Annotated in this window: 2 protein-coding genes; both read right to left on the bottom strand. The window is 39.1% G+C overall.

Going from position 1 to position 2,398, the window contains the following annotated elements:
• Positions 1-73 precede the first annotated feature (73 nt).
• Positions 74-793: an IS21-like element helper ATPase IstB gene (gene istB, locus ACFQ38_RS11455; RefSeq protein WP_381481002.1), complete on the bottom strand. Its 720-nt coding sequence runs from the start codon at positions 791-793 to the stop codon at positions 74-76.
• Between the two features lie 2 nt (positions 794-795).
• Entirely contained in the window at positions 796-2,250 is a 1,455-nt protein-coding gene (gene istA, locus ACFQ38_RS11450) for an IS21 family transposase (RefSeq protein WP_336825694.1), read from the bottom strand.
• Positions 2,251-2,398: the final 148 nt, after the last annotated feature.

The raw sequence follows: 2,398 nt of genomic DNA, 5'->3' as shown, positions 1-2,398 counted from the left end.
TGTGTTTTGCAAGATAAAAGTGCAGAAGAATGCAATGAAAAATACATAAGCTTGCCAGCCTTCATCTGAGTATTCATTTATGTCTAGAAAGTGCGTTTGTTACCCTAAAACTATCCCCTGTAAAGTTCAATATATGGGCATGGTGTATAACCCGATCTACTAAAGCTGCAGTCAATCTAGAATCACTAAAGACACGATTCCATTGACTGAATTCCAAGTTCGATGTGATGATCAAGCTTTTTTGTTCATACCAGTCGGAGATGAGTTGGAAGAGGAGTTCAGCCCCTTCTTTGTTAAAAGGCACGTACCCCATTTCATCCAAAATGATTAGATCAACACTCTTAAAACGATTCCGAAGCTGTGATAGCTTGCCCTCGCTCCATGCTCTCTCCAATACATCGGCTAAGTCTGAAACTCTATAAAACCGTACCTCAAGCCCCTGTTTACATGCCTCATATCCAATTCCCGTTGCTAAATGAGTTTTTCCGGTGCCGGGGGCCCCTGTTAAAATTAGATTCTCTTTACGGGCGATAAAATTTAGTGTGCATAATTCTTTAGAGTCGATATGTGATGGAAAATGAATTTGTTCACTCCATTGAAACGACGAAAGTGACTTCTTCTGTAAAAATCGCGCCTTCTTAACCAATCGTTCGGCTTTTGCTCCCTCCCGGAGCTGTAGTTCTTTTTGGAACAGAGTTTTTAAAAACTGAGTTGGATCTTCACATGGTATATCTGAGTAAATATCGCTTACATGCGCCAGCCGCAATGTTTTGCACATTTCTTTTAGATCCATTATCACTGCACCTCGTTTCCTGTCTGTGAGGTGTTTTGAAGCTGATCATACTTATTCCAATCAATGTCATAAGGATGGGCCTCGGGTTCTTTTAAAGTGTCCGATTGCCCACCGAGTAAATCATAAAATCGATCATTGATTTCATTCATATCATGATTAGCCAGTAATCCGATAATCCACTTCAGACGTTCCTTACGAATCGTTAGATTCGAGATATTGATGTATTCATATATGCGGCCTGGGAGATAGGCTGAAAAGCGGGAATAGGTTGCAGAACGCGGTTTTGCCAACCAAGCCTTTAGGATAGATTGCCATGGAATCTCACGATTCTTGTGCATATATGGTCTATGGTCCTCATACAAGATTTCACCATGAGGGGATAGTACCTTGAAACGGTCCCAATACTTAACGACAGATAGTTGTGTGTAATTATAGGCCCGAGGAACATAAACTTTCACTTTATCTAAAGTGATTTCTCCATACTTATTTGCCTTCGCTTGTTCTTTTTTAAAAACTGGGTATTCTTCTTGAGGGAGCTCCAATAGATACTGATGCTCTTCTTCCAATAACTCCTGTATGGAAACATGTTTTTTATAATGAATGCGTTGTCGGTCCTCCGTTAGCTGCTGTTCAAGTATTTGGCTAAAGTGATCCAAATCTTTTATGACAGGTGCAGGAGTTATAAAATTGTAGCGAACGTAGCCGACTTTATTTTCCACGTTTCCTTTTTCATTTCCTGAATAGGGATTGCACGCTTGTGGTTCAAATCCGTAATGATTTGCAAATTGAAGGAATTCGTTTGTAAAGACAGCCTCTTCATGCTTATTTCTTGGTTTGATGACAGCGGTCTTCATATTGTCGATACGAATTTTCTTAGGAACTCCGCCTAATTGCTTGAATATCACTTTCATTCCATGTAAAAGACATTCTTGATTTTCACCTGGTAAAGGAATTGCAAATGCGCTATTACTAAAAGGAAGAGTCATAACTAAACATTGAATGTCCACATACATTCCATCTTTAACGGCTCCCATTAATCCAAAATCCAATTGTGCTTCCGCGGGAGGATGGATTAAACGCTCAGAGTTTTTATCTTTTGTTTCATCTTCAATATCTTCTCTTCCTTCACGCCATTCTTTAATGAAATAAGAGACGGTCCGATAGGACCCCTTGAAGCCCATCTTCTGAAGTGCAGAAAATATCCCCTTGTTAGTCCTTCTATCTTTCTTCTTTAGTTTAAGATCTTCCCAAAGCCAATCTCCTACAATTTCTCCCCATTGCTCGTCGTACATCATTCCAGACTTTTTCTTTTTATTTTCTTCAGGGAGTTGATCTCCGTCGGCATACTTTTTTGCTGTTCTCCAGTTAATACCTAGCGTTTTTGATATTTTATTTATGGATAAGGATTTCTGATTCCTCATTAATTTGATACAATTAATTTCAGGCATTGCTAGCATTCCTTTCAACCTCCACTGCATTTGATTCGACACCAATTACAGTAGAGAAATATTGGAAGGCTGGCAAGCCTTTTTTTATTAAAACTTGTGTTGCAACGTTATGTACTTTTCCTCTTCAAAACTCTGTACTTCTATTTTGCACTACACA

Origin of the sequence: Sporosarcina contaminans (assembly GCF_042679045.1) — a bacterium.
GTDB classification, from domain to species: domain Bacteria; phylum Bacillota; class Bacilli; order Bacillales_A; family Planococcaceae; genus Sporosarcina; species Sporosarcina contaminans.
Note: the sequence above shows the minus strand (reverse complement) of the source record. Positions and strands in the feature narration are given on the sequence as shown.